The sequence below is a fragment of the Couchioplanes azureus genome (assembly GCF_014648355.1).
In the GTDB taxonomy this organism is placed as follows: Bacteria; Actinomycetota; Actinomycetes; order Mycobacteriales; family Micromonosporaceae; genus Actinoplanes; species Actinoplanes azureus.
This window is the reverse complement of sequence record NZ_BMQY01000001.1, coordinates 1,522,684-1,547,714: the sequence shown is the minus strand read 5'-3', so window position 1 is coordinate 1,547,714 and position 25,031 is coordinate 1,522,684. Positions and strand designations below refer to the sequence as shown.

General features: G+C 71.9%; 20 protein-coding genes and 1 pseudogene. 10 read left to right on the top strand and 11 right to left on the bottom strand.

Features of this window, described 5'->3' with window-relative positions; genetic code table 11:
• Window position 1: 1 nt before the first annotated feature.
• The gene (gene purD / locus IEY99_RS07090) at window positions 2-1,243 is read right to left on the bottom strand and encodes a phosphoribosylamine--glycine ligase (RefSeq protein WP_189200357.1); all 1,242 of its coding nucleotides are present in this window, start codon (window positions 1,241-1,243) and stop codon (window positions 2-4) included.
• A 228-nt stretch (window positions 1,244-1,471) separates the two neighbouring features.
• Between purD and IEY99_RS07085 the strand changes: the two genes are divergently transcribed.
• Window positions 1,472-2,764: an adenylosuccinate synthase gene (locus IEY99_RS07085; protein ID WP_189200355.1), complete on the top strand. Its 1,293-nt coding sequence runs from the start codon at window positions 1,472-1,474 to the stop codon at window positions 2,762-2,764.
• A gap of 3 nt (window positions 2,765-2,767) precedes the next feature.
• Window positions 2,768-3,757 carry a diacylglycerol kinase family protein gene (locus IEY99_RS07080; RefSeq protein ID WP_189200353.1) on the top strand — a complete coding sequence of 330 codons (990 nt, stop codon included), beginning with the start codon at window positions 2,768-2,770 and terminating at the stop codon, window positions 3,755-3,757.
• 1,273 nt (window positions 3,758-5,030) lie between these two features.
• Here the strand turns inward: IEY99_RS07080 and IEY99_RS35360 are convergent.
• The gene (locus IEY99_RS35360; protein WP_194505959.1) at window positions 5,031-5,276 is read right to left on the bottom strand and encodes a hypothetical protein; all 246 of its coding nucleotides are present in this window, start codon (window positions 5,274-5,276) and stop codon (window positions 5,031-5,033) included.
• A 195-nt stretch (window positions 5,277-5,471) separates the two neighbouring features.
• Between IEY99_RS35360 and IEY99_RS35355 the strand changes: the two are divergent.
• Window positions 5,472-6,401: pseudogene (locus tag IEY99_RS35355) on the top strand (MinD/ParA family ATP-binding protein); the annotation flags it as partial.
• A 203-nt stretch (window positions 6,402-6,604) separates the two neighbouring features.
• On the opposite strand, the gene IEY99_RS07065 reads toward IEY99_RS35355, so the two are convergent.
• Window positions 6,605-7,027 carry a DUF3151 domain-containing protein gene (locus IEY99_RS07065; RefSeq protein WP_189200349.1) on the bottom strand — a complete coding sequence of 141 codons (423 nt, stop codon included), beginning with the start codon at window positions 7,025-7,027 and terminating at the stop codon, window positions 6,605-6,607.
• Window positions 7,028-7,127: 100 nt separating this feature from the next.
• Between IEY99_RS07065 and IEY99_RS07060 the strand changes: the two genes are divergently transcribed.
• Window positions 7,128-8,318, top strand: coding sequence for an LOG family protein (locus tag IEY99_RS07060; RefSeq protein ID WP_189200347.1), 1,191 nt, complete (start codon window positions 7,128-7,130; stop codon window positions 8,316-8,318).
• Here IEY99_RS07060 and IEY99_RS07055 read toward each other — a convergent pair.
• Window positions 8,296-8,856 carry an RNA ligase family protein gene (locus IEY99_RS07055; protein ID WP_189200345.1) on the bottom strand — a complete coding sequence of 187 codons (561 nt, stop codon included), beginning with the start codon at window positions 8,854-8,856 and terminating at the stop codon, window positions 8,296-8,298. The two genes, IEY99_RS07060 and IEY99_RS07055, sit on opposite strands and share 23 nt — an antisense overlap.
• A gap of 82 nt (window positions 8,857-8,938) precedes the next feature.
• On the opposite strand from IEY99_RS07055, the gene IEY99_RS07050 reads away from it, so the two are divergent.
• Window positions 8,939-9,139: a hypothetical protein gene (locus IEY99_RS07050; RefSeq protein ID WP_189200343.1), complete on the top strand. Its 201-nt coding sequence runs from the start codon at window positions 8,939-8,941 to the stop codon at window positions 9,137-9,139.
• A gap of 3 nt (window positions 9,140-9,142) precedes the next feature.
• Here IEY99_RS07050 and IEY99_RS07045 read toward each other — a convergent pair whose 3' ends face one another.
• Together IEY99_RS07045 and fbaA are read right to left on the bottom strand one after the other, a co-directional pair.
• On the bottom strand, window positions 9,143-9,673 hold the full coding sequence (locus IEY99_RS07045; protein ID WP_229798186.1) for a hypothetical protein: 531 nt from the start codon (window positions 9,671-9,673) through the stop codon (window positions 9,143-9,145).
• Between the two features lie 103 nt (window positions 9,674-9,776).
• Window positions 9,777-10,925 (bottom strand): class II fructose-bisphosphate aldolase, encoded by a 1,149-nt coding sequence (gene fbaA / locus IEY99_RS07040; protein ID WP_268245096.1) that lies wholly within the window; start codon window positions 10,923-10,925, stop codon window positions 9,777-9,779.
• A gap of 35 nt (window positions 10,926-10,960) precedes the next feature.
• On the opposite strand from fbaA, the gene IEY99_RS07035 reads away from it, so the two are divergent.
• From IEY99_RS07035 to IEY99_RS07020, 4 genes are all read left to right on the top strand, one after another.
• The gene (locus IEY99_RS07035; RefSeq protein ID WP_189200339.1) at window positions 10,961-11,152 is read left to right on the top strand and encodes a hypothetical protein; all 192 of its coding nucleotides are present in this window, start codon (window positions 10,961-10,963) and stop codon (window positions 11,150-11,152) included.
• Window positions 11,153-11,218: 66 nt separating this feature from the next.
• The gene (locus IEY99_RS07030; protein ID WP_189200337.1) at window positions 11,219-12,631 is read left to right on the top strand and encodes a 3' terminal RNA ribose 2'-O-methyltransferase Hen1; all 1,413 of its coding nucleotides are present in this window, start codon (window positions 11,219-11,221) and stop codon (window positions 12,629-12,631) included.
• The gene (locus IEY99_RS07025; RefSeq protein WP_189200335.1) at window positions 12,628-15,105 is read left to right on the top strand and encodes a polynucleotide kinase-phosphatase; all 2,478 of its coding nucleotides are present in this window, start codon (window positions 12,628-12,630) and stop codon (window positions 15,103-15,105) included. The genes IEY99_RS07030 and IEY99_RS07025 overlap by 4 nt, the downstream gene beginning before the upstream one ends.
• A 54-nt stretch (window positions 15,106-15,159) precedes the next feature.
• Window positions 15,160-16,101, top strand: a complete 942-nt coding sequence (locus IEY99_RS07020; protein ID WP_229798184.1) for a DedA family protein — start codon at window positions 15,160-15,162, stop codon at window positions 16,099-16,101.
• A 137-nt stretch (window positions 16,102-16,238) separates the two neighbouring features.
• Here IEY99_RS07020 and IEY99_RS07015 read toward each other — a convergent pair whose 3' ends face one another.
• From IEY99_RS07015 to IEY99_RS07000, 4 genes are all read right to left on the bottom strand, one after another.
• A complete protein-coding gene (locus IEY99_RS07015; RefSeq protein WP_229798268.1) occupies window positions 16,239-16,910 on the bottom strand; it encodes a class II aldolase/adducin family protein in 672 nt (223 codons plus the stop codon).
• Window positions 16,911-17,700: 790 nt separating this feature from the next.
• A complete protein-coding gene (locus IEY99_RS07010) occupies window positions 17,701-18,078 on the bottom strand; it encodes an ArsR/SmtB family transcription factor (protein WP_189200331.1) in 378 nt (125 codons plus the stop codon).
• A 1,195-nt stretch (window positions 18,079-19,273) separates the two neighbouring features.
• Window positions 19,274-20,485 carry a hypothetical protein gene (locus IEY99_RS07005; protein WP_189200329.1) on the bottom strand — a complete coding sequence of 404 codons (1,212 nt, stop codon included), beginning with the start codon at window positions 20,483-20,485 and terminating at the stop codon, window positions 19,274-19,276.
• A gap of 91 nt (window positions 20,486-20,576) precedes the next feature.
• On the bottom strand, window positions 20,577-21,758 hold the full coding sequence (locus IEY99_RS07000) for a hypothetical protein (RefSeq protein ID WP_189200326.1): 1,182 nt from the start codon (window positions 21,756-21,758) through the stop codon (window positions 20,577-20,579).
• 350 nt (window positions 21,759-22,108) lie between these two features.
• On the opposite strand from IEY99_RS07000, the gene IEY99_RS06995 reads away from it, so the two are divergent.
• Window positions 22,109-22,288, top strand: coding sequence for a hypothetical protein (locus IEY99_RS06995; RefSeq protein ID WP_189200324.1), 180 nt, complete (start codon window positions 22,109-22,111; stop codon window positions 22,286-22,288).
• Between the two features lie 48 nt (window positions 22,289-22,336).
• Here the strand turns inward: IEY99_RS06995 and clpB are convergent, their stop codons facing one another.
• The gene (gene clpB / locus IEY99_RS06990) at window positions 22,337-24,925 is read right to left on the bottom strand and encodes an ATP-dependent chaperone ClpB (RefSeq protein WP_189200322.1); all 2,589 of its coding nucleotides are present in this window, start codon (window positions 24,923-24,925) and stop codon (window positions 22,337-22,339) included.
• Window positions 24,926-25,031: the final 106 nt, after the last annotated feature.

Sequence of the window (25,031 nt, the reverse complement as noted above, 5' to 3'; positions counted from 1 at the left end):
TTCACACCTTGATGCGGCCTTCCACCGCGGCGAGCGCGATGTCGGTCCGGTGGTGGGAGCCCTCGAGCGCGATGCCGTCCACCAGCTCGTAGGCCGCCGCGCGGGCCGCAGCCAGGTCGGCGCCCGTCGCCGTCGCGCTGAGGACCCGGCCGCCCGACGACACCAGAGCGCCGTCCTCCCGGCGGGCCGTGCCCGCGTGGATCACACCGGGGCGCTCCCCGCCCTCGATCACGTCGCCGGTGCGCGGCGTGCCCGGATAGTTGTGGCCGGCCACGACGACCGTCACCGCGGCACCCTCGTGCCAGCGCAGCGCCGGGAAGCCGGCCAGAGTGCCGGTCGCCGCAGCGTGCAGCAGCTCACCCAGCGGCGACGCCAGCAACGCCAGCACCACCTGGGTCTCCGGGTCGCCGAAGCGCGCGTTGAACTCGATGACCTTCGGGCCCTTGCTCGTCAGCGCCAGCCCCACGTAGAGCAGGCCGGTGAACGGCGTGCCGCGCTTGCGCATCTCGGCGAGCGTCGGGGTCACCGTCTCGGCCATCACCCGCTCGACCAGGTCGGCCGGGGCCCAGGGCAGCGGTGCATATGCCCCCATGCCGCCCGTGTTGGGCCCGGTGTCGCCGTCGCCCACCCGCTTGAAGTCCTGCGCGGGCATCAGCGGCACCGCCGCCGTCCCGTCGGTGACCACGAACAGCGAGACCTCGGGCCCGTCCAGGAACTCTTCGATGACCACCCGGCCGCAGTCCCGCGCGTGCTGCCGCGCCGCGTCGAGCGAGTCGGTGACCACGACGCCCTTGCCGGCGGCGAGCCCGTCGTTCTTCACCACATAGGGCGGACCCAACTCCGCGAGCGCGGCGTCGACCTCCTCGGCGGTGACGCAGGTGGAGGAGCGCCCGGTCGGCACCCCGGCCGCGGTCATGACGTCCTTGGCGAACGCCTTCGAGCCCTCCAGCCGGGCCGCGGCCGCGCTCGGGCCGAAGCAGGCGACGCCCTTGGCCCGCACGGCGTCGGCCACGCCGGCGACCAGCGGCGCCTCCGGGCCGATCACGACCAGGTCGGCGGCGATCTCGACGGCAAGCTCGGCGACCGCCACCGGATCGGTAGCCACGACGTCACGCACTGTTGCCACCGAGGCGATGCCCGGGTTGCCCGGGGCCGCGACGAGCTGCTCCACCGAGGGGTCGGCGGCCAGGCCGACGGCGAGGGCGTGCTCGCGCCCGCCGGATCCGATCAGAAGTACACGCACGCCGCAGATCCTACGGGCCGCCGTGGATCACCCTCGCGGTCGTCCACGGCTCCACAATGCACGCGCTGCAACGTGCCCCTAACCCCCTGTGGATAACTTCTCCAGGCTGTGGATAACCGGCCCGACCTGTGGACAACCCGCCCGCGATGCGCGGCGGGGTCGCGTAAACTTCGGCAGTACCCGGGCCTCTCCGTGTACGACGTGTTTCAACGGGAAGGCGTCAGTCAAGTGCCGGTGATCGTGTTGGTCGGCGCCCAGTGGGGCGACGAGGGCAAGGGCAAGGCGACGGACCTGCTGGGCGACCGGCTGGACTACGTGGTCAAGTTCAACGGCGGCAACAACGCGGGGCACACCGTGGTGATCAAGGGCGAGAAGTACGCCCTGCACCTGCTCCCCAGCGGCATCCTCACTCCGGACGTGATCCCGGTGATCGGCAACGGCGTGGTGGTCGACCTTGCCGTGCTCTTCCAGGAGATCGACGGGCTCGAGGCGCGCGGCATCGACACGTCCCGGCTGCGGATCAGCGCCAACGCCCACGTCATCGCGTCGTACAACCGGTCCCTCGACAAGGTCAGCGAGCGTTTCCTCGGCGCGCGGCGGATCGGCACGACCGGACGCGGCATCGGCCCGACCTACGCCGACAAGATGAACCGGCTGGGCGTGCGCATCCAGGACCTCTTCGACGAGTCGATCCTGCGGCAGAAGGTCGAGGCGGCCCTGTCGTTCAAGAACCAGGTGCTGTCGAAGATCTACAACCGCAGCGCCATCAAGCCGGAGGAGGTCATCGCCGAGCTGCTGTCGTACACCGAGCGGCTGCGGCCGATGGTCGGTGACACCGCGCTGGAGCTTTCCCAGGCCCTCGACGCCGGCAAGGTCGTGCTCTGCGAGGCGGGCCAGGCGACGCTGCTCGACGTCGACCACGGGACGTACCCGTTCGTGACCAGCTCCAACGCCACGGCCGGCGGCGCCTGCACGGGTTCCGGCATTCCGCCCACCCGGGTGGACCGGGTCGTCGCGGTGCTCAAGGCCTTCACCAGCCGGGTCGGCGAGGGCCCGTTCCCCACCGAGCTCCACGACGCGACCGGCGACTATCTGCGTGACGTCGGCCACGAGTACGGCACCACCACCGGGCGGCCGCGCCGGATCGGCTGGCTCGACCTGGTGATGGGCCGGTATGCGCAACGCATCAACGGCGTCACGGACTTCGTGCTGACCAAGTTGGACAATTACGACGGACTGGACGAGATCCCGGTCTGTGTCGCGTACGACGTCAACGGCGTGCGCCACGACGAGATGCCGGTGAGCCAGTCCGACTTCCACCACGCCGTACCGATCTACGAGACCCTGCCGGGCTGGAAGAAGGACATCAGCGGCTGCCGCCACTTCGACGAGCTGCCGGAGAACGCCCAGCGTTTCGTGGAGTTCGTGGAGAGCCGGATCGGCGCGCGCATCTCCGTCGTCGGCGTCGGCCCGGGCCGCGAAGAGGTCATCGAGCGGCACTCGGTGCTGAGCGAGGCCTGACCCGTGTACGACGTGATCCTGCTCAGCCTGGCCGAGAACGGCGGCACCAGCGCCGGCGCCTGCGGTGCGGCCTGCGGCGGCTGCGGCTCGGCCGACCCGGGCACCGGCCCCGCCGGAGCGGGGTCGTGCGAGACCCCCCGGGTGCCGGTGCTCAAGTGCGCGGACGCGCTCACCGAGGCCGGGGCACGGGTCGAGATCGTCGTCGCCGCCTCGGATGCCGACATCGACGCCGTCATCTCGCGGTTCGACGCCGCGCCGCGGGCCGACGGCCTCGCCTGGCCGGATCCGGACAGCAAGGTCCGGCTCGTCGTCGCCGCGGCCACCGACGGCCAGCTCCGGGCCGTCGTGCGCCGGCTGGTCCGGCGGTACGCCCCGCCGCCCAGCAAGCGCCCCGGTGACCTGGCGGACAACCGTACGGTGCCGGACCTGCCGCCCGTGGCGATCCTGCCGCTCGACCCCCGCCACACCGGCGACCTGGCCGCCCAGCTGGGCCTTCCCCGGGAGCCCGCGGAGGTGGCGGCGGCGGTGCTCGGCGGCCGCGTGCGCCGCCTCGACCTGCTGCGCAACGACGGTGGATCGGTCACTGTGGACGGTGCCCTGGTCGGCGGGGTCGACGACGCAGGCCGGGCGGTCCCGTGGCGCGGGCGCGTGGAGGTCGACGACGCCGTCCTCACCGACGGCGGCGAGGGCGTCCTCGCGTGTGCGATCGGTAACGGTGGGGCCTACGCAGAGTTCGACGGCCTCCGGCTGCTCGCCGACGGAGACCCGACCGACGGCCGGGTCGAGGTCGCGGTAGCGGTCCCGGTTGTCGTCAAGAAGCGCTTCCGGAAGCCGAAGGTACGGGTCGAAGTGCGTCGCGCCCGGGGCCGGGCAGTCGCCGTCCTCCCCCGCGACGGCGAACTCCAGTTCCTCGACGACGGTGTGGCCGGAACCATGAGCCGCAAACGCTCGTGGTGGACCGAGCCCGGAGCCTGGGCAGTGTACGCGGCATGACCGTCTGTGCGAGTCTGGAATAGCACGCAGGTACGAAACCGCATTACGGAAGGACGCATCCGTGGAGGACGAGAACGCCGACCGCGTCTACGTCCCGGGCACGAACGGCTCACCGCCCGACCGGGACGTCGAGCCGTTCTGGCCGCCGGAGGAGCTGAGCGCCCCGGTGCACGGCGGCAAGCCGGTGCCGCACGAGGCGACGCCGGCTTTCCCGCTCCCGCCGGCCCAGCAATCGGCCTTCCCGCTCCCACCGGCCCGGCCTTTCCCCCCGCCGCCGGATTTCGCTCCGCCGTCAGCCCAGGCGCCGGCTTTCCCCCAGCCGCCGGCCCAGGCGCCGGATTTCGCTCCGCCGTCAGCCCACGCGCCGGATTTCCCTCCGCCGTCACCTCAGTTCTCGGCCCCGGCGACAGCCCCGGCACCGACTCCGGCCCAGCCCACGGCCCGGGCTACGGCTCCGGCGTCCGCTCCAACCTCGGCACCGACCTCCGCTCCAACCTCGGCACCGACCTCCGCTCCGACCTCGGCACCGGCGGGTGACCCGGGTATCTACCGGCCGTTGGATCGCGCCGTGCCTGTTCGTCCGGTTTCGCCGACCCTCCCGCCGGCACCTCCTATCGAGCCAAAAACGCTTGAGAACGGTGCAAACCAGGCCTCCACCGAGCAGGCTCACTCCGCCGACTCTCCGTGGGCCCATCCGCCGCAGCGCCCCTTCTCCCAGGCCATGCCGGGCACAACCGCTCCGGTGTCCGGAGCCGGCAATCCCTTGCCGGGAATGAACAAACCCGTGTCCGGGCCGAGCGCTCCCGTCTCCGGGCCGAGCGCTCCCGTCTCCGGGCCGAGCGCTCCCGTCTCCGGGCCGAGCGCTCCCGTCTCCGGGCCGAGCGCCCCCGTGTCCGGGCCGAGCACTCCCGTCTCCGGCCCGAGCACTCCTGTGTCGGGGCCGAGCGCTCCCGTGTCCGAGGAACGGATCTTCTACCCGACGACCTCGCCACGGCAGGGCGACGAAGACGGCAGCGACGGCGAGCCGAAGAGCACCGGAGCGGTGTACCGTCCCGGCCCGATCTCTCCCGAACCCCGGGCCGCCGTGGCGCCGCCGCGGATTCCTCACCAGCCCACGCCCTCGCATCTGGCGCCCGTGACCCCGGCGGTCCCCATGCCGCCGAGCTCCGCATCTCCCCGGCCAGGCGGCACTCCGCACGGCCAGCTCGGCATGCCTTACGGTCAGCCGGTCGACCACCCCGCCCAGCCCGGCCAACCGGGCGCCCAGCCCGGCCTACACCCCGGCCAGCCGGGCGCACAGCCAGCCCAGCCGGGCGCACACCCCGGCCAGCCCGGCCCACACCCGGGCCAGCCCGGCCCACACCCGGGCCAGCCGGGCGCACCGCTCGGCCAGCCCGTCGCACACCCCGGCCAGCCGGGTACACACCCCGGCCAGCCCGTCGCACACCCCGGCCAGCCGGGTACACACCCCGGCCAGCCCGTCGCACACCCCGGCCAGCCCGTCGCACACCCCGGCCAACCCGGCATGCAGCAGGGACGGCCGGAATCGTCGCAGCCCGGCTCGGGCGTGTCCTGGCCGGCCGAGGCGCAGCCGCCCATGCCCGGTCCCTATCCACCGGCCGTCGTGCCCCCGCAGCGTGGCGTCCCGCAGCAGCCCGGGCAGAATCCGCCGCCGGTGGATCCGTACCAGCAGCTGCCGTGGGTCTCCGACGGCACGCCGACCGCCGAGGAGTTCGCGCGGCGGCGGCTGGCGAAGCCGGCCGAGCCGGTGGCCACCATGGGTGCGCGCGCGATGTTGCAGAAGGGCACGATGGGCCTGGTCCGGCTCGCGCCCGGCAAGCGCGAGCAGGAATACAAGCAGGACGTCGAGATGGTCCGGCGCAACTTCGGCGGACTGCGGCAGGTCACCGTGGTCAATCCGAAGGGCGGCGCCGGCAAGACCGTCGCCGTGCTGCTGCTCGCGATGACCTTCGGGCAGAAGCGCGGCGGGTACGTGCTGGCCTGGGACAACAACGAGACCCAGGGCACGCTCGGCATGCGGGCACAGCAGGACTTCCACGCCCGTACGGTGCGCGACATGATGCGGGACCTGCACCTGTTCCGCGGGTCGCACGGGCGGGTCGGCGACCTGTCGCAGTATGTGCGGGCGCAGGGCGAGGGCATGTTCGACGTGCTGGCGTCCGACGAGTCAGCGACCGCGGGCGAGATGCTCACGGCCAGCGCGTTCGCCGAGATCCGGGAGATCGTCAGCCGGTTCTACAAGCTGATCTTCGTGGACACCGGGAACAACGTGCGCGCGCAGAACTGGCAGGCGGCCATGGACGCCACCGACCAGCTGGTGATCACGATGTCGGCCCGTAACGACTCCGCGGAGACCGCCGCGCGCATGCTCGACCATCTGGAGCAGAGCGGGCGGCAGCGGCTGGTGCGGCAGGCGGTGAGCGTGGTCACCATGCCGCCGACCCGCAAGGACATCGACCTGCCGGCGATCCAGCGGCACTTCGCCGCCCGGACGCGGGCCGTGCTGCTGGCGCCGTACGAAAAGCTGATCGACTCGGGTGAGCCGATCCGCTACGGGCAGTTGTCGAACGGCACCCGCGACTCGTGGCTGAAGATCGCCGCCGCGGTCGCGGAGGGCCTGTAACGGCCACCGCCCCGCGCCTGGACATCAAACGCGACCGCCCGAGCCAGCAAGGAAGGCGGCCGCCAAGACAGGGCACAAGGACAGGCGGCCGCCAAGAGCACGCCAGAGGATAGGCGGCCGCCAGGAGCCGCCAGAAGGACAGGCGGCCGCCCAAGAGCACGCCGCAAGGACAGGCGGCCGCCAGGGAAAGCGAGAAGAGGCGGTCAGGTGAGGGCGTCGGCGGCGGCCGGGTCGCTGTCGCGCAGGAACTGGGCGCACCGGGCGGCCTCGTCGGCCTCGCCGATCTCCGCCGCGGCCAGCGACAGGCTGTGCAGGCAACGCAGGAAGCCCTGGTTGGGCCCGTGCGCCCAGGGCACCGGACCGTGGCCCTTCCAGCCGCTGCGGCGCAGCGCGTCGAGGCCCCGGTGGTAGCCGGTACGGGCGTACGCGTACGCCGTCACGGGCTGCTTGTCGGCCAGCGCGCGGTGTGCCAGCGCCGCCCATCCCCCGCTGTACGCCGGGAACCGGGCCGCCACCTCCTTGTACGCCTCGTCGGTGCCGGTCTTCGCCGCCTCGGCCAGCGCCGCGTCGGCCGCCTCGTCCGCGGGCAGGTGCGTCGCCGGTGGCTCGGGAAGGAGATTCTGCATGCCCCTATTCAACCCGCACCGCCACACCTGATTCCCCGGACCCACCGACATCCGGACGGAACCGCCCTGGGGCGTTTCGCGCGGTGGATACCTTAGGGAGATGTTCGGGGATCCCACTCATCCGTTCGACGCCACCGAGTGCGAGGTGGAGTCGCGTGCCGAGCTCGAGGTGCATCTCGCCAAGCGGTCGCTGGCCGGGCTGATCGTGCTCGGGTTGCGGCTCGACCTCGACCCACCCGACCTCACCGACGTCGACGTGTCCGGCACGCTGTTCGTCGGGTGCAAGGTGGCGTCGGCCGAGGTGGAGGTCGACCTGATCCGGCGGGGCGCGCACCTGATCCCGCCGTTCGACGCCCGGCCGTACCCGACGCATCCGGCCCTGCTCTACACGCCGGAGGATCTCTCCTTCGGGTTCGCCCAGGACGGCTTCGCCGGGATGTTCGACACCCGGGTCTACCAGCACTTTCTCGATCACGGTGGGGCGGCGCCGGACCTGCGGGAGGCGATCTCGCAGCGGTTGCACGACGCCGGGATCGACAACGCGCTCGGCAAGGCGCTGGCCGCGTGGATCGGTGCGCACGGCACCCAGGGCGCGGTCGGCATCATGGGCGGGCACGCCGAGCCGCGCGGCTCCACGGCGTACCGGATGGCCGCGACCCTGTCCCATCGCCTGGCCGCGGCCGGCCGCCTGATCGTGACCGGCGGCGGGCCGGGCGTGATGGAGGCGGCCAACCTGGGCGCGTACTTCGCGACCCGCAGCGAGGCCGAGCTCTCCCTCGCGATCGACCGGCTCGCCCCCACCCCGGATTTCCGGGACCACGACCCGTACACCGCGGCCGCGCTCGCCGTGCGCGCCGAGTTCCCCGCGCCGGCCGCCGGTGCGGGCGATGTGGTCGGGCATCTCACACACGGCGGCCTGGCCCTGCCGACCTGGCTGTACGGCCACGAGCCGGCCAACCTCTTCGCGGGCCAGATCGGCAAGTACTTCTCCAACGCGGTCCGCGAGGACTCGATCCTGCGGCTGTCCCGCGGCGGGATCGTGTTCGCGCCGGGCTGGGCCGGCACCGTGCAGGAGGTGTTCCAGGCCGCGACGAAGACCTTCTACCGTACGGACGGCCCGTCCGGCGCCTTCGTCTTCCTCGGCGTGGCGCACTGGGCGGACCTGCCGGTGGAGGCCCTGCTCCGGCCCCTGCTGGCGCGGTCGCCGTACGGCGACCAGTCGCACCTGCTGGTGGTGACGGACTCCCTGGACGAGGCGATGGCGGCGCTCAGCGCTTCGCCCGCCGCTTGAGCGTCCGCGCGTAGTCCGGGAAGCGAGCCTTGGCGATCATCCCGCGGTCGGGGCTGCGCAGCACGATGCCCTCCGCGCCGCGGCCCGCCCTGTCGTCGAGCGGTACGCGGGTGTGCGGCAGCAGCTCGCGCAGGAAGGCTTCCGTCTTCTCGATGCCGGCCGGAAGCTCGGCGGCATCCGCGGTGAAGAGCCGGGGCGGGAGCTCGAGGCCGGCCTCCTCCGCGGCGGCGACCAGGGCGTCCTCGGCCAGGAACGGCTGCCCGCCCGCCTCCCGCCAGGCCGCGATGCGCTCGGCCGGCCAGCCCAGCGGCTCGGCGGGATCCGGCTGCACCAGCACGGCGAAGAGGCGCCAGCCCACCTTCGCCGGGTCGCTCGTGTACTGCTTCGCCGCGGCACCGATCTTGCCGCCGTACAGCTCGACGTAGAAGACCCGGATCTCGCCGGTCACCGGGGTGAGGCGTTCGGCGACGGATTTCAGCGCGGCGACGATGCCCTGCGCCGGGTTGGCGATGCGGTCGCCCCGGGCGCGGAGATCCATGCCTGGCAATGAAGCGTGGCGCCGCCACCAGCACAAAGCCTTTACCGGCCACGATGTGGCACCGGTGGGTCACACTGCGGCCATGGACATCTTCTGGATCTTCCTGGTGGTCGTGCTGGTGGTGGCCGTGGCGGCCAAGAGCTCGCGGCGGAGCGGGTCGCGGCGGTCCTCGGACGGCGGTTTCTGGGCCATGGGCAGCGACGGCGGCGGCTCGTGGGGTGACGGCGGCGGCAGCTGCGACAGCGGTGGCGGTGGCGGTGGCGGCGGAGGCGGCTGCGACTGACGGTCAGGCGACGCGGACCCGGCGCCAGCTGGCCACCGGAAGATCCATTTCGGGTACGCCCGTCAGCCCGTTCTCGTCCATCGCGTTGTAGACCGCGAGCCGCGCCCCCTCGAAGAGGAACTCGACCGCGTGCAGGACGCGGGGCCGCCACTCCGCGACGGTGGTGCGCTCGACGATGTTGACCTCGCGCAGGATCCGGCCCCGGGCCTGCCGCAGGGCCGCATGCGGATCGGCGCGCCAGTCGAGCTGGATGCCGGTCGCGTACCAGTCGATGGGGGCGCTCATGTCCACCTGGTCCCAGGTGATGGCGCACTCGTCGAACTTGCGGTGGGTGATCTCGACGTTGGTGCCGCCGAAGCCGAGGATGACCGGGCCGTCGGCGAACCAGCCGCGCGCGGACATGTCCCACATCAGCCAGCCGTGCAGCAGCTTGCGGCCGATCAGCTGCGCGAACCGTCCACGGTGGACGGCGGCGAGGGCACCGGCGTCGTAATGCCACTCCGGTTCGTACCCCTCGATGCCGAGCAAGATCACCGCCTCCGTGAGCCGAAGAGGACGATCGTACCCACGCCTCGGCGGGGCCTGGCAACACAGCGGTGGCCGGCCCCACGTACGGGGACCGGCCACCGGCGAGGTGTTACTTCGCGAGGGTGGTGCCCGTCGAGCGCAGGTGCTCGCACGCCTCGACGACGCGCTTGGCCAGGCCGTTCTCGGCCAGCTTTCCCCAGGCGCGCGGGTCGTACATCTTCTTGTTGCCGACCTCGCCGTCGACCTTGAGGACGCCCTCGTAGTTGCGGAACATGTGGTCGGCCACCGGGCGGGTGAACGCGTACTGCGTGTCGGTGTCGATGTTCATCTTCACCACGCCGTAGTCCAGGGCGCCGTGGATCTCCGAGAGCAGCGAGCCGGAGCCGCCGTGGAAGACCAGGTCGAATGGCTTCTCCTTGCCGTACTTGGCGCCGACCGCCTCCTGGATCTCCTTGAGGATCTCCGGGCGCAGCTTGACGTTGCCCGGCTTGTAGACGCCGTGCACGTTGCCGAAGGTCAGGGCCGTCATGTAGCGGCCCTTCTCGCCCAGGCCCAGGGCGGCGGCGGTGGCCAGGCCGTCCTCGACGGTGGAGTAGAGCTTGTCGTCGATCGCGGCCGAGACGCCGTCCTCCTCGCCGCCGACGACGCCGACCTCGATCTCGAGGATGATGTGAGCGTCGGCCGCCAGGCTCAGCAGCTCCTCGGCGATCTGCAGGTTCTCGTCGAGCGGCACCGCGGAGCCGTCCCACATGTGCGACTGGAAGAGCGGCGCCCGGCCGTTGGCGACGCGCTCCTTGCTGATGGCCAGCAGCGGGCGTACGTACCCGTCGAGCTTGTCCTTCGGGCAGTGGTCGGTGTGCAGCGCGATGTTGATCGGGTAGTTCTTGGCCACCTCGGTGGCGAACTCGGCGAGGGCGACCGCACCCGTGACCATGTTCTTCACCGTCGGGCCCGAGACGTACTCGGCGCCGCCGGTGGAGATCTGGATGATGCCGTCGCTGCCGGCCTCCGCGAAGCCCTGGAGGGCGGCGTTGAGGGTCTGCGAGGACGTGACGTTGATCGCGGGGTACGCGAACGCGCCGGCCTTGGCGCGGTCGAGCATCTCGGCGTAGACCTCAGGGGAAGCGATGGGCATCGGTGTGCGCTCCTTGATCTTGCAGACGGGAGAGGGCTCCAGCAGGCAGTATCGCGCAGCGGGGAGGGTGGAGGAAATCGCGTGCCGGTTTACGTACCGTGACGGCCGGGGACCGGGCACCATTGATGGTGCCCGCGACTGCGGAAAGGGAGTCGACCATGACGTACCCGAGTAACGAGCACGACCTGGAGACGCCGGAGGTGGACGCGGCCGAACAGGCCACCGAGGCGGCACCCGGCTGGCTCGACGCCGATCGAGACGACACGGAGGTGCCCACCGTGACCGAGGCGTCCGCCTGGGCCGCGAGTGAGGAGAACCGGATAGTCGAGCTGGAGGACGACTACCGCTGAGCCGGGCGGCGATCACGCCGCGCAAATCGGTCGCCCGGGCGGAACCGGCGCTGCGATCATCGGTCGGTGCTGCTCACCCTGACGACCACGCACCGGCCGGCGACCGACCTCGGTTACCTGCTGGTCAAGCACCCCGGCAAGGTGCACTCCTTCGACGTGCCCACCGGCACGGCGCACGTCCTGTTCCCGGACGCCGCCGACGACCGGTGCACGGCCGCACTCCTGCTCGACGTCGACCCCGAGCGGCTCAGCGCCGCTCGTGGCGGCCGGCGACAGCAGACGGCGCCGGAGTCGTTCACGCTCGGTCAGTACGTCAACGACCGTCCGTACGCCGCTTCCAGCCTGCTGGCGAGCGCGCTCGCGAAGGTCTTCCGCAGCGCCCTGCGCGGCGAGTCGAAGGACCGCCCGGAGCTCGTCGGCGTGCCTCTGCCGCTGGAGATCGACGTCCCCGTGTTGCGGGGCACGACCGAGCTGGCCACCCGCCTGTTCGCGCCGCTCGGCTGGGCCGTGACGGCGACGCCGGTCCCGCTCGAGCCCGAGCTCGGCGGCCACAGCCGCTACGTCGGCCTGCGGCTGGTCGGTGAGCTCACGGTCGCGGCCGCGCTCAACCATCTGTACGTGCTCCTGCCCGTCCTCGACGACGCCAAGCACTACTGGGTCGCGCCCGACGAGATCGACAAGCTGCTCCGGGCCGGGGAGGGCTGGCTGGCGGGGCATCCGGAGAAGGTGCTGATCGCCCGCCGCTACCTGGCGCACCGCCGGTCGCTGGCCGCGAGCGCGCTGGAGCGGCTCGACCACGACGACGCGGACACCGTCGACGCCCCCGAGGACACGGCCGCCGACGAGGACGCCGAGCTGCCGGTGGCCCGCCGGCAGTCGCTCGCCGAGCAGCGCCGGGACGCCGTCCTGGCCGCGCTCGCCGACGCCGGCGCGGCCCGCGTGCTCGACCTCGGCTGCGGCGGCGGCGCGCTGCTCGGCGCCCTGGTCAAGGACAAGCGCTACACCGAGATCGTCGGTACGGACGTCTCCGCGCGCGCCCTCGACCTGGCCCACCGCCGGCTGCGCCTGGACCGCGTCCCGGAGCGGCAGCGCGGCCGGGTCACCCTGTGGCAGTCGGCTCTCACCTATCGCGACGACCGGCTGAAGGGGTACGACGCCGCGGTGCTGATGGAGGTGATCGAGCACCTCGACCCGCCGCGGCTGCCCGCGCTGGAGGCGTCGGTCTTCGGCCACGCCCGGCCCGCCACGGTGGTCGTGACCACGCCGAACGCCGAGTACAACGTCCTCTACGAGGGCCTGAGCGGCATGCGGCACAGCGATCACCGCTTCGAGTGGACGCGCGCCGAGTTCGCCGGCTGGACGGCCCGCACGGCGAGCGCGCACGGCTACGAGGTCGCCCTGCACGGCGTCGGAGAGACCGACGAACGGTACGGCACCCCCACCCAGCTGGCGATCTTCACCCGGAAGGAGGCGGCATGACCGAGATCGACATCCCCGAGCTGGCGCTCGTGGCGCTCGTCGGCGTCTCCGGATCCGGCAAGTCCACCTTCGCCCGGCAGCACTTCGCGCCGACGCAGGTGCTCTCCTCGGACTTCTTCCGCGGCCTGGTCGCCGACGACGAGAACGACCAGTCGGCGTCCGCCGACGCGTTCGACGTGCTGCACTACGTGGCGGCCAAGCGGCTCAAGGCGGGCCGGCTCACCGTCGTGGACGCCACCAACCTCCAGCCGCACGCCCGGGCCGGGCTGGTCAAGGTGGCCCGGGAGCACGACGTACTGCCGGTCGCGGTGGTGCTGGACGTGCCGGAAGCGCTGGCGTGGGAGCGCACGCAGGCTCGCGAGGACCGTACCTTCGGCCGCCAGGTGCTCACCCGGATGCACCGTGACCTGCGCCGCTCCCTGGGCCAGCTGGCCCGCGAGGGCTTCCGCAAGGTGCACGTGCTGCGCGGCGCCGAGGAGATCGCGGCCGCCACGATCCGCTACGAGAAGCTGTTCAACGACAAGCGGGAGCTCACCGGCCCGTTCGACATCATCGGCGACGTGCACGGCTGCCGGGCCGAGCTGGACGCCCTGCTCACCACGCTCGGTTACGCGGTGACCCGCGACAACGCGGTGCATCCGGAGGGGCGTACGGCGGTCTTCGTCGGCGACCTGGTGGACCGCGGCCCGGACTCCCCGGGGGTCCTGCGCCTGGTGATGGGCATGGTCGAGGCCGGCACGGCGATCTGCGTGCCGGGCAACCACGAGCAGAAGCTCGCGCGCAAGCTCGACGGCCGCAACGTGCAGCTCACCCACGGCCTGCCGGAGACGCTGGCCCAGCTCGAGGCCGAGACCCCCGAGTTCGTGGCCAGGGTGCGTACCTTCATCGACGGCCTGGTCAGCCACTACGTGCTCGACGGCGGCAAGCTCGTCGTCGCGCACGCCGGCCTCAAGGAGGCCTACCACGGCCGCGCGTCCGGCCGGGTGCGCTCCTTCGCCCTGTACGGCGAGACGACCGGCGAGACCGACGAGTACGGCCTGCCGGTCCGCTACCCGTGGGCCCGCGACTACCGCGGCTCGGCGGCGGTCGTGTACGGCCACACCCCGACGCCCGAGCCGGAGTGGATCAACAACACGATCTGCCTCGACACCGGTTGCGTCTTCGGCGGCAAGCTCACCGCCCTGCGCTGGCCGTCCCGCGAGATCGTCTCGGTGCCGGCGGCGCGCGAGTACTACGCCCCGGCCCGGCCGCTGGTCGCCGAGCCCGCCCGCCCGGACGAGGGCCTGGACCTCGCGGACGTGACCGGCCGCCGGCACCTCGACTACGGGTACGGCCGGACCACCGTCGCCGCCGAGAACGCCGCCGCGGCGCTCGAGGTGATGAGCCGCTTCGCGCTGGCACCCGAGACGCTGGTGTGGCTGCCGCCGACGATGGCGCCCTGCTCCACCGCGACGGTGGAGGGTTACCTCGAACACCCGTCGACGGCGTTCGCCGATCTGCGGTCGGCCGGCGTCGGCACGGTGGTGTGCGAGGAGAAGCACATGGGCTCGCGGGCCGTCGTACGCATCTCGAAGGACGGATCGGGCGACGCGATCTGGACCCGCACCGGGCGGCCGTTCTTCGACGCCGGCCGCAACGAGGCGCTGCTGGCCCGGGTACGCGCCGCCGCGACCGGGGCGGGGCTGCTGGACGACGGCTGGCTGCTGCTCGACACGGAGCTGCTGCCGTGGTCGGCGAAGGCGGAGGGCCTGATCCGCGAGCGCTACGCCGGCGTGGGCGCGGCCGGCCGGACCGCACTGCCGGCGGCCCTGTCGGTGCTCGACCGGGTCGCCGCCCGGGGGCTCGACGTGAGCGCGCTGCGCGAGCGGATCGAGCTGCGAGCGGCGGAGATCGCCGGCTACTCGGCGGCCTACCGGGCGTACGTGCGGCCTGTCGACGGTCTGACCGGAGTCACCCTCGCGCCCTTCGCGGTCCTGGCGGGTCCCGGTGTCAGCCACAAGGACAAGGACCACGGGTGGCACCTGGGCATCGCGGACCAGCTGGTCGCGGCGGATCCGGAGCTGTTCACGCCGACCCGCCGGATGGTGGTGGACCTCGGCGATCCGGAGGCGGAACGGGCGGCGACCGACTGGTGGCTCGCGCTGACCGCGGCCGGCGGCGAGGGCATGGTCGTCAAGCCGTACGCCGGGCTGGGCGCGACCGACGCCCGGGGACGCCTGGTGCAGCCCGGGGTGAAATGCCGCGGAAGGGAGTATTTGCGGATCATCTACGGACCCGAGTACACCCGTCCCGACCAGCTCGCCCGGCTTCGGCAGCGGCGGCTCGGCCGCAAGCGGAGCCTGGCTCTGCGTGAGCACGGCCTGGGCCTGGCGGCGCTGGACCGGCTGGCCGAGGGCGCCCCGCTGTGGCGCGTCCACGAGCTGGTCTTCGCCATCCTGGCTGCGGAATCGGAACCGGTCGATCCCCGGCTGTAATCCACAGCGTTCACACAGGTGCCGGCATGGCAGCGGCCGGTACCCTTCCTTCTCGTGACTTACCGTGCGCTCACCGAGCAGCTCGCTCTGAACCCGATGGACCCGAAGGACCTGCTGCAGACCTTCGGGTTGATCGGCGTGTGGGTGATCCTCTTCGCGGAGACCGGCCTGCTGGTCGGCTTCTTCTTCCCCGGGGATTCGCTGCTGTTCCTGGCGGGCGTGGCCGCGTCGCCGGTGGCCGACTCCATCTTCGGCGACGGCACCCGGATGTCGCTGACCGGCCTGTTGATCGGCGCGCCGCTCTGCGCGATCGTCGGCGCCCAGCTCGGCCACGTGCTCGGCGCCAAGTACGGCCGGCGCATGTTCGACCGCCCGGACAGCAAGCTGTTCAAGCGGGAGTACGTGGAGAAGGCCGAGTACTACTTCGAGAAGTTCGGCCCGGCGAAGGCAGTGGTCCTGGCCCGGTTCATCCCGATCGTCCGTACGTTTCTCAACCCGGTCGCCGGCACGCTCGGCATGCCGGCCCGGCAGTTCCTGCTCTGGAACATCGTCGGCGCGATCCTGTGGTGCGACGGCATCGTCCTGATCGGCTACCTGCTGGCCGACCGGATCTACAAGGCCATCGGGCCCAAGATCGACCGCTACATCCTGCCGGTCGTGGCGCTGATCATCCTGATCTCCGTGCTGCCGATCCTCATCGAGGTGATCCGCGAGCGCAGGGCGAAGAAGCGCGCCGGGGACGCGGGCCTGGCCGAGGAGGTCGGCCCGGCGACCGCGATCGGCGTGGTGGCGGCGGCCACCGTGGCCGGCATCGCCGACGAGGTGGCCCACCACCACGAGCACCACGGCGAGGAAGCCGGTCACGGCCGAGACGCCTACGGGCAAGGCCCCGACTACGGACAGGGCGGGGGCTACGGTCAGGGCGGCGGCTACGGACACGCGGGCGGCTACGGCACCGGTCAGGACGACCCGGGTAGCCACCGGCCGCGTCACTGAAGCGGACGGGCCTCACTGCAGCCGAGACGCCACACGAGGCGGTGCCGGCTCGCCCGGCTGGCCCGTCCTGGCTGGCCGCCCCCGGCTAGTCTGCCCGGGCCGGGCCGCCCCGCGGCCGGCGCGGCCTTCGCCGTCGCTCAGACGGTGACGGGCTGGCTGCCGGCCAGGCGGTCCAGGAACTCCTCCGGAACCTCGCGGAGGTTGTCCAGCCGACCGAGGGTGAGCGCCCGATAGGTGAGCTGGGCGGCCTCCTCGAGGTTGCGCGCCCGCTTGTGGGCGAGCTCCACGCTGTCCGCCATGACCACGCAGCCGTGCTGGCTCAGGACCAGGCAGTTGGTGCCGTCGGCGGCCATCGCCGCGGTCAACGCCGCCACCTCGGCACTGCCGGGCAGCCGGAACGGCACGGTCGACACCCGCGTCAGGTAGTACGCATGATCGGTGGTCACGATCCTGATGTGCTCACCCAGGGCATCCAGCAGCAGCGCCGTCTGGGGATGCAGGTGGACGATGGCGTTGACGTCCGGGCGCGCCCGGTAGAGCGCGAGATGGAGCGCCAGCTCCGTCGTCGGCGTCAGGCGCGGCACCGGCACGCCGCCGGTGCCCAGGGCGGCGGGCGCACCGTCGGCGATGCGCACCGGCGCGAACGACGACCGGCTCAGCCGATCCAGCCAGGCACCGCTCGCGGTCACCCAGCAGGCTTCCTCGTCGGGAATGCGGGCGGACAGATTCCCGCCCGATCCACAGACCAATCCGGCCTGGACCACGTCGTAGCCCACGTGCGCGAGCTGGTCACGCAGGTCACCGGGCACGTAGTTCAACCGTCGACTCCTCGGGTCCTCGGGGGTGGATCCTGATGGAGGTGTCCCGCCTGGCGTCACGCTCGACGATCCGGGTGACGCCAGGCACCTGTCCGCCGCTGTCCCGGCGGTCTTGCCACTTCTGTCGTTGTACCAAAGCCGCCCTGCCGACCGGTGTGCCTTTCCACAGGCCTGGACCGGCTTGGCACGCTTCCTGCCGGTTGCCGGGTTACTTCTGCCGGTCGGCCCGCTGCGGTAGGCCCGCATCCGGTCGGCCCACTGCGGTCGGCCGACTGCAGTGGGCCCGCAATCGGTCGGCCCGCTGCGGTAGGCCCGCATCCCGTCGGCCCGCTGTGGTCGGCCCGCTACGGTCGGCCCGCTGCGGTAGGCCCGCATCCCGTCGGCCCGCTGTGGTCGGCCCGCTACGGTCGGCCCGCTGCGGTAAGCCCGCATCCCGTCGGCCCGGTCCGGTCGGCCCGCTTCCAGGTGGGCTGGAAGCCGGTGGGTCGTCACCCTGGCCTGCCGGTTCGACTCCGCGAGCTGCCCGAAGGATGCACCGCCCTCCCTGAGCGGGCCTGCCCGTGGCCCGTCAGGTCGGAGCGGGCATCTCCCGCGATGGTCCGGCGCCGGCACGACCGCTTCCCGGTCCGTCCTGAAGGAACGAACCCTCTCGCGATCCGGCCGACCCCGGTCAAGTCCCTTGAAGACCGCCGTACGAGCCTGGTGGGCAGGCTTCCCCGTCAGCGGTTCTCTCGCGGAGCCCGCCCGGTGACAACGGGCTTGCCCCACAACCGGCCCAGCGTCAGCGGGCCTTCTTCGTGGCCCGCTTGCGCGGCGGGGTGAGCAGGTCCGCGATCGTGGCGATCGCGGTCGGGACCAGGCGGTAGTAGGCCCACACGCCGCGCTTCTCGCGCTCGAGCAGGCCCGCCTCGGTCAGGATCCGCAGGTGGTGGCTCACGGTCGGCTGCGACAACCCCAACGGCGCGGTGAGGTCGCAAACGCACGCTTCTCCATCCGAAGCGGACTGGATGAGGCTGAGCAGCCGGAGCCGGGCGGGGTCCGCGAGTGCCTTGAGCACCCCGGCCAGCCGCTCCGCATCGGCACGTTCAATAGGCTCGCCGGCCAGCGGCGAGATCTGAGGCATTGTCATTTCCGCCAACGCAGTTCCCACGATCTCCATCCTTCCACCAACTGCATCGATTCTCCTGCATGTGCGCAGGAACGAACCGGCTGACTTTCAGGCCGTAAGGCCGAAGTCGATCAAACGGTAGGGCGATCGACACGCCGGTCCGGCACCCCGCACGGCGGCGCCCGCACCCCGATCCACCATTCCCGCGACACCGACTTCGGTCTCTGCCTCCTGCAACGCCTCAGTCGCCGTCTGGTCGCTGTCCAACACCGTCGAGCTCCTCGATCCCCACCCCGGGAGTGAGGGACCCCACATTTCGATTTCGCGATCAGTACGCCGACCGACCAGCGGCCGCCCGCTCACTGAACCCACCGTGTATGGCACGGTCACACGGCGAGGTTGTGCGCCACAGTCGCCTTCACGACCCGATGAAAGCACGGCACAACGCTGCGCGACGGGCAATTCAGTGATGAATTTACGCAGGTCGTGGTGGGCTTCCATGACATCGAGCGTACTGGCTGTCCGGAAACCGGAACGATCTGCCCTGGCGGGGCGGAAAGGAACGATTGACGCACGTAGTTAACTTGCCGGTAACAGGAAATATTGTTAACTGTACCCCCTCCAGCCACTCCGCGACTATCGGCATAGATGCAGCTCAAAGCGCTTTTGGCAGCCCCGGCTCCCGAGGACCGAGACAACGACGGTCATCGACCGAGTACGGACTGACACCGATGTCATCCACACACATCTGTCCGTCCTCGGCGAAAGCCCGTCCGGACAGCGTCAGCAAAGAGACCCTTGTCGCACAACGCTACCCGTTCGGGTGACGTACAACCGTCGATATCATGTCCCTCTTCAGCTGGACCGGTAGTCCGGAGAGGACCCTCCCGGGCTATTGACGGTAGATCCGCACCCAGCGGCACCCGTGGATTGGTCCGGCGACGGTGAATCCCGCCACTGCCCGCAACCATCGACGCCCTCCGAACACCGGCAACCGCCATCCGACACAGCACTCGTCACCCGGCGCTCGGCACCCGACATCGGCGTCCGGCACCCGGACCCACCGCCCGGCACCCGACATCGGCGTCCGGCACCCGGACCCACCGCCCGGCACCCGACATCGGCGTCCGGCACCCGGACCCACCGCCCGGCACCCGACATCGGCGTCCGTTACCCGCCGCCCGGCACTCGACACTCGGGACCCGGCGCTCGCCGCGCCGGTGCTCGGGCGAAGGAGCGTGCGCGTCTAGGAAGGGTCGTGCGCGCTTGGAGAATGATCGTCCGCAGCCGACGAAAGACCGGGCGCCGCCGGAGGAGGTGACACCGACGAAGGATGGGGCCCGCCCGGAGAAGGGGACGCCGACGAAGGTTCGTGGGGCTCCGGCGAAGGGTGCGCGGGGTTAGGCGACGGCAGGGGCGCGGTGGGCGTCATGGGTTGCGGGGGTGCCCACGGGCTCGGCCCCTCGGATTCCTGCGCCGAGGGTCCGGGCATCGCCGACGCCGGGCCTCCCGGATACGGCCCAGGACCCGCGGAATACGGCCCCGGCCCGCCCGGGTGCGGCGCTGGACCCGCTGGCTGCGGCGCTGGACCCGCTGGCTGCGGCGCTGGACCCGCTGGCTGCGGCGCTGGACCCGCTGGCTGCGGCGCTGGACCTGCGGAGGACGGCGCCGGACCTGCAGGATGCCACGCCGGACCCGCGGAGAACGGCGCCGGACCCGCGGAGAACGATGCCGGACCCGTGGGATGCGGCGCCGGACCTCCCGCATGCGGTGCCTGGCCTCCCGGATAGGGCGCGCCGTACACCGGTGCCGGCGGGTATCCACCCTGCACAGTCCCGTAGCCCGCCGGCGCTCCGCCGGTCGCGGCGAACGGATCCGCCGGCGCGGGCTTCGGCGGTCGCCCGAAGAACTCCCGGGGCGCGGCCAGCAGCAGTACGCCCACCAGCACATAGCCGACCATCTGGGCGATAGCCAGCCCGACGTTGAGGCCGATCCAGGAGTCCGGGTACGCCTCGGCCAGCGCCTGTCCCAGGGATCCCGGCGCCGAGTCGCCGTCGCGCTGGAGCCCCACCGTCACCGTGGAGGCGCAGCCCGCGAGGAGCCCGAGCGCGCACACCACCAGGGTCGCGATGCGGAAGCCGTTGCTGCCCCGGCGCAAGCCCATCGCGAGCACGATGTAGAGCGCGAACAGGATGACCGCCAGGACCGCGCCCATGGCCGCGCCGATCCACAGCACGGTGACGAAGCCGTCGACGTCCTCGCTGTTGCCGGCGGTGTCGCGGAACCGCTCGACCGTGCCGGGGGCGGTCGCGAGGGTCGCCACCGCGTACGCCAGGCCCACCACCGCCATGACGATCAGCAGGACCGACGCGATGCCGATCGATGCCGGCCGGCGGGGCGCCGCGGCGGGCGTGGGTGGCGGGGCGGCCTCGGCCGGAGGCGGCGCTGCGTACGTCATGGAGGTCTCCCGGGTGATCCGTTGCGGACGAACCTACCCGGACGCGACACGCGCCGCCGGGCTTACCCGGCGGCGCGCGAGGGAACGGCCGTCAGGCCGGATCGGTGGGCTGACGACCCGGCTGATCCGGCGGCGAGTCCGGCGCCGACCCCGGCTCCGACGACCCGGCGGACGAGCCGGCCTCGGGGGACGACCCGGCCCCGGCAGACGAGCCCGCCCCGGCAGACGACCCTGCTCCGGCAGACGAGTCAGCCCCGCCCACGACCCCGGCGGACGAGCCAGGCCCGGCGGACGAGCCAGGCCCGCCCGGGGCACCGGCTGACGAATGCGAAGTCCCGGCGGCCGATTCCGAGGACCCGGTGGGAGGGGCAGGCGGCGGCGAGGCGTCGGAAGACGACGCGGGCGCACCCCAGGGATCCGTCGCCGGGACAGTGCCGGTGTGCGGCGGGTTGCCACCGGCCGGAGACGGCGGTGGGGTCGGCTGCTCGGGGCTTCCCGGATAGGCCGGGAAGCCGCCCGACGCCGGGTACGCGGGCTGCTGCCCGGGTCCCGCCTGGGGATAACCGCCGCCCTGTGGATATCCGGTCTGCGGGTGACCGGCCTGTGGATAACCCGGCTGGGGATAGCCCGGCTGGGGGTAGCCCGCCTGCTGCGGGTAGCCCGGCTGCCCGGGGTAGGGATACGGGTACGGATACGGCATGGACGGGTCCCAGGTCGCCTGCGGCTTGCGGAAGTACGCGTTCGCCGCCGGCAGCATCAGCAGGATCAGGGCTGCGAGCATCGCCACCACGAGCAGCACGGTCAGCGTCACCGTGATCGGCGCGTACCAGCTCGGTAGCTCCTCGGCGAGCCGCTGATCGATCTCGCTCTGGCTCGGCCCGCCGGTGTTGCCGGTGTCGAGGTTCATGCCGCTGGTCGCGGCGTTGCCGAGCAGGCCGAAGCCGTTGCAGCAGAGGAAGATGCCGCCGATGACCCAGGTGGTGACGCGGGAGCCCTGGCGTCCCCGGTTGTTGAAGATGGCAAGGATCGCCAGGCCGGCGCCGATCAGGATGTTGACGACCACCCCGACGACGATCGCGATGACGACCACGACCTCGAGGCCCTCCTCGTCGGCGCTCGCGTACAGGTCGCGGTAGACGTCCGAGATCGTGGAGACCGTGAACAGCGCGAGCACCGCGCTGAGGATGGACACGGCGGCGCTGAAGTACAGCAGGTACGACGAGACGGTGACGACCGTGGGACGTGACTTCGGTGCCGGTGCTGCCGGATACATCGGCGCTCCCTCCTAGATCCACTCACGGTATCGGGTTGACGCCAGATCCACGGACCCGAGGACGCGACGCCGGATGTGTGGCAACATCGCCCAACGTAGGACGAAATCGGATGAAATAGGTCGCTCGTTTGAGGGGCGACAGGAGTCGATCCCGCCCCATACACTTCCATCTCGTGGCGCGCCGCAGGCAGCAAAGTCCCTCGGCGTCGTCCCGTGCCCGACCGAGTCGCCGCCCCCGCTCACCCATCGCCGGGGCCGAGACGGACCGGATCAGGGCACCGTAGATCGCGCGGGCCGTGTGTCCAATGCCGCGGCCGCCCAGAACTCTTCCCAAAGGACCGGTGAGTCCCATGCCCCACGCAGACACCCTGACCGTCGTCCACCATGACGACACGAGCACCCGCTACACGGACGTCCGGTATCAGCTCCACCGCGACGGGATCAGGATCTGGTCCGAGGAGGGCGAGCACGCCCTCACGGACATTCTCATGACCCACGCCTACCGGCAGCGGGAGGCGAAGGCCAGCTAGCGAAGACGGCGAAGGGCCCCGAGTCGGACTCGGGGCCCTTCGTCGTTCTCAGGCGCGCGTGACGCGCAACCCGTCCTTCTGATCGTTCAGGTCGACCAGGACCGTGTCCCCGTCCGCGATCTCCCCGGCGAGCAGCGCCTTAGCGAGCGAGTCACCGATCGCCGACTGCACCAGCCGGCGCAGCGGCCGGGCGCCGTAGATCGGGTCGTACCCGTGCTCCCCCAGCCACTGCACGGCCGCCTCGGTGACGTCGAGGCTGAGCCGCCGGTCGGCGAGCCGGCTGCGCAGCCGGCCGAGCTGGATGTCGACGATGGCCGCCAGGTCCTGCGCGGTCAGCGCGTGGAACACCACGATGTCGTCCAGCCGGTTGAGGAACTCCGGCTTGAAGTGCGCGCGCACGCTCGCCATGACCTCCTCGCGCCGCTCCTCCTCGCCCAGGGTGAAGTCGGAGATGACCGACGAGCCCAGGTTGGAGGTGAGCACCAGGATCGCGTTGCGGAAGTCCACCGTACGGCCCTGCCCGTCGGTGAGCCGCCCGTCGTCCAGCACCTGCAGCAGCACGTCGAAGACGTCCGGGTGGGCCTTCTCCACCTCGTCCAGCAGCACCACGCTGTACGGGCGCCGCCGCACCGCCTCGGTGAGCTGGCCACCCTCCTCGTAGCCGACGTACCCGGGCGGGGCGCCGACGAGGCGGGCGACGGAGTGCTTCTCGCCGTACTCGCTCATGTCGATGCGGACCATGGCCCGCTCGTCGTCGAAGAGGAAGCCCGCCAGGGCCTTGGCCAGCTCGGTCTTGCCGACGCCGGTGGGGCCGAGGAAGAGGAAGCTGCCGGTGGGGCGGTCCGGGTCGGCCACGCCCGCACGGGCCCGGCGTACGGCGCCGGAGACGGCCGCCACGGCCTCGGCCTGGCCGACCACCTTGGCCTGCAGCGACTCCTCCATGCGCAGCAGCTTGGCGGTCTCGCCCTCCATCATCCGGCCGGCCGGGATGCCGGTCCACGAGGCGATGACCTCGGCGATGTCGTCGGCGCCGACCTCCTCCTTGACCATCGGCGGCTCGGTCTTCTCGTCCTCCGCCGCGGAGGCGCTCTCGATCTCCCGCTCGAGCGCGGGGATCTCCTGGTACTGCAGGCGGGACGCCCGTTCCCAGTCGGCCTCACGCTGGGCCCGTTCCAGCTCGGCGCGGGTCTGGTCGAGCTGCTTCTTGAGCTCGCCCACGCGGTTGAGGCCGCCGCGCTCGCGTTCCCAGCGGGCGTTGAGTGCGGTCAGCTCCTCCTCGCGGTCGGCAAGGTCGCGCTCGAGCCGCTCCAGCCGGGCGAGCGAGGCCGGGTCGGTCTCCTTCTCCAGGGCCAGCTTCTCGACCCGCATCCGGTCGACCTGCCGCTGGAGCTGGTCCAGCTCGACCGGGCGCGAGTCGATCTCCATGCGCAGCCGGGAGGCGGCCTCGTCGATCAGGTCGATGGCCTTGTCCGGCAGGAACCGGTCGCTGATGTAGCGGTCGGAGAGCGCCGCGGCGGCGACCAGGGCGGCGTCGGTGATCTGCACCCGGTGGTGGGCCTCGTAGCGGCCCTTGAGGCCACGCAGGATGCCGATGGTGTCCTCGACGGTGGGCTCGCCCACGACGACCGGCTGGAAGCGGCGCTCCAGCGCCGGGTCCTTCTCGATGTGCTCGCGGTACTCGTCGAGCGTGGTCGCGCCGACCATGCGCAGCTCACCGCGGGCGAGCATGGGCTTGAGCATGTTGCCGGCGTCCATCGAGCCCTCGCCCTTGCCGGCGCCGACGACGGTGTGCAGCTCGTCGAGGAAGGTGACGACCTGGCCGTTGGAGTTGCGGATCTCCTCCAGGACGCTCTTGAGGCGCTCCTCGAACTGGCCGCGGTACTGCGCGCCGGCGACCATCGCGCCCAGGTCGAGCGAGACGAGCTTCTTGTCGCGCAGCGTCTCGGGCACGTCGCCGGCGACGATGCGCTGGGCCAGGCCCTCGACGATCGCGGTCTTGCCGACGCCGGGCTCACCGATCAGGACCGGGTTGTTCTTCGTACGCCGGGACAGCACCTGCACCACCCGGCGGATCTCCGCGTCCCGCCCGATGACCGGGTCGATCTTGCCCTCGCGGGCCTGCGCGGTCAGGTCGACGCTGTACTTCTCCAGCGCCTTGTAGGTCTGCTCGGGGTCCTGGTTGGTGACCCGGCGATCGCCGCCGCGCACCGAGGGGAACGCGGCGACCAGGGCCTCCTCGGTGGCGCCGACGTCGCGCAGGGCCTTGCCGACCGCGCCGCCGACCCGGGCCAGGCCGGCGAGCAGGTGCTCGGTGGAGACGTACTCGTCACCGAGCGGCTTGGCGATCAGCTCGGCCTCGCCGATGGCGTTGACGAACTCGCGCGACAGGCTGGGCTCGGCGGTGCTGGCACCCCGCGCGGAGGGCTGCTGCTCGACCGCCCGGGCCGCGGCGCGCCGCACGTCGGCGGGGTTCGCACCGGCCGCGCGCAGCAGTGCCGGGGCGGTGGATCCGCCGGTGTCCAGCAGCGAGAGAAGCAGGTGCCACGGCTCGACGGTGGCGTGCCCCCGCTGGCTGGCGTCGGCGACCGCACCCGTGATGACGTCGCGGCTCTTGGTGGTTAGACGTTCGGCGTTCATGAGCTCCCCTGATCGGATCTTCCAAGAGATGCAGCATCCGCGTGGTACAGCAATCTGAGACTTGAGCGTATTCCACTCAACTCTAGGTCGGCGAGTCCATGCCGCG

Bases quoted from the DNA above. Each gene is read 5' to 3' on its own strand.
- IEY99_RS06995 (WP_189200324.1), top strand. From the start codon at position 22,109: ATGCCCCACGCAGACACCCTGACCGTCGTCCACCATGACGACACGAGC.
- fbaA (WP_268245096.1), bottom strand. From the start codon at position 10,925: ATGGTGCCCGGTCCCCGGCCGTCACGGTACGTAAACCGGCACGCGATT.
- clpB (WP_189200322.1), bottom strand. From the start codon at position 24,925: ATGAACGCCGAACGTCTAACCACCAAGAGCCGCGACGTCATCACGGGT.
- IEY99_RS07025 (WP_189200335.1), top strand. From the start codon at position 12,628: ATGACCGAGATCGACATCCCCGAGCTGGCGCTCGTGGCGCTCGTCGGC.
- IEY99_RS07055 (WP_189200345.1), bottom strand. From the start codon at position 8,856: ATGGATCTCCGCGCCCGGGGCGACCGCATCGCCAACCCGGCGCAGGGC.
- IEY99_RS07010 (WP_189200331.1), bottom strand. From the start codon at position 18,078: ATGGAGATCGTGGGAACTGCGTTGGCGGAAATGACAATGCCTCAGATC.
- IEY99_RS07050 (WP_189200343.1), top strand. From the start codon at position 8,939: ATGGACATCTTCTGGATCTTCCTGGTGGTCGTGCTGGTGGTGGCCGTG.
- IEY99_RS07005 (WP_189200329.1), bottom strand. From the start codon at position 20,485: ATGACGTACGCAGCGCCGCCTCCGGCCGAGGCCGCCCCGCCACCCACG.
- IEY99_RS07000 (WP_189200326.1), bottom strand. From the start codon at position 21,758: ATGTATCCGGCAGCACCGGCACCGAAGTCACGTCCCACGGTCGTCACC.
- IEY99_RS07035 (WP_189200339.1), top strand. From the start codon at position 10,961: ATGACGTACCCGAGTAACGAGCACGACCTGGAGACGCCGGAGGTGGAC.
- IEY99_RS07060 (WP_189200347.1), top strand. From the start codon at position 7,128: ATGTTCGGGGATCCCACTCATCCGTTCGACGCCACCGAGTGCGAGGTG.
- IEY99_RS07065 (WP_189200349.1), bottom strand. From the start codon at position 7,027: ATGCAGAATCTCCTTCCCGAGCCACCGGCGACGCACCTGCCCGCGGAC.